Raw genomic sequence first — 1,126 nt, 5'->3', positions numbered from 1 at the left:
GTGAAAAAGGGAGACGGTTCAGCGACTACAGACAGCGTGGCGCAGACGCTGAATGTCCCGTCCCGCCCGGCAGCGCCTGCGGGTGTAGCGGCAACGGATGAAACTGCGATTAATGCGAAAGATGGCGCGTTGGTGAATGTGGATTCGGGGATGGAATATAAGCGTGGAACGGCAGGCGCTTGGGTGAATGTTGCGGGTACAAGCGTAACGTCACTTGAACCGGATACCTATTATGTCCGCACGAAGGCGACAGTGACTGCATTTGTGTCGGAAGCGCATAGTGTGACGGTGAATGCGTATGTGCCAACGGCAGAGATTACCCCGGAAGCTGTCATTGACTATACTGCCGAGCAACTGACCGGCCTGACGCCAGGCGGTGCGTATACAGTGAACGGTCAGCCTGTAACGGCAGACATTAACGACAAGCTGGCTATAGTTAGCAGCTGGCTGGGAGAGTCATTAAGCATCGTGAAAAAGGGAGACGGTTCAGCGACTACAGACAGCGTGGCGCAGACGCTGAATGTCCCGTCCCGTCCGGCAGCGCCTGCGGGTGTAGCGGCAACGGATGAAACCGCGATTAATGCGAAAGATGGCGCGTTGGTGAATGTGGATTCGGGGATGGAATACAAGCGGGGGGTCGCAGGCGCTTGGGTGAATGTTGCGGGTACAAGCGTAACGTCACTTGAACCGGATACTTATTATGTCCGCACGAAGGCGACAGTGACTGCATTTGTGTCAGAAGCGCATAGTGTGACGGTGAATGCATTCACGGCAACGCCGGAAGCAACCCCGGCAGCTGTCATTGACTATACTGCCGAGCAACTGACCGGCCTGACGCCAGGCGGTGCGTATACCGTGAACAGTCAGCCTGTAACGGCAGACAGCAGCGGCAAGCTGGCTATAGTTAGCAGCTGGCTGGGAACACCATTAAGCATCGTGAAAAAGGGAGACGGATCAGCGACTACAGACAGCGTGGCGCAGACGCTGAATGTTCCTTCCCGTCCGGCAGCGCCTGCGGGTGTAGCGGCAACGGATGAAACCGCGATTAATGCGAAAGATGGCGCGTTGGTGAATGTGGATTCGGGGATGGAATACAAGCGCGGCACAGCAGGCGCTTGGGTGAATC

General features: G+C 56.6%; 1 protein-coding gene. It reads left to right on the top strand.

Annotated elements, in window-relative coordinates; translation table 11 throughout:
• Window positions 1–1,126, top strand: a 1,126-nt coding sequence (locus C173_RS34535; protein ID WP_162174717.1) for a hypothetical protein, incomplete at both ends; no start/stop codon positions are given.

The organism is Paenibacillus sp. FSL R7-277 (assembly GCF_000517965.1).
Taxonomy (GTDB): domain Bacteria; phylum Bacillota; class Bacilli; order Paenibacillales; family Paenibacillaceae; genus Paenibacillus_AQ; species Paenibacillus_AQ silagei.
Note: the sequence above shows the minus strand (reverse complement) of the source record. Positions and strands in the feature narration are given on the sequence as shown.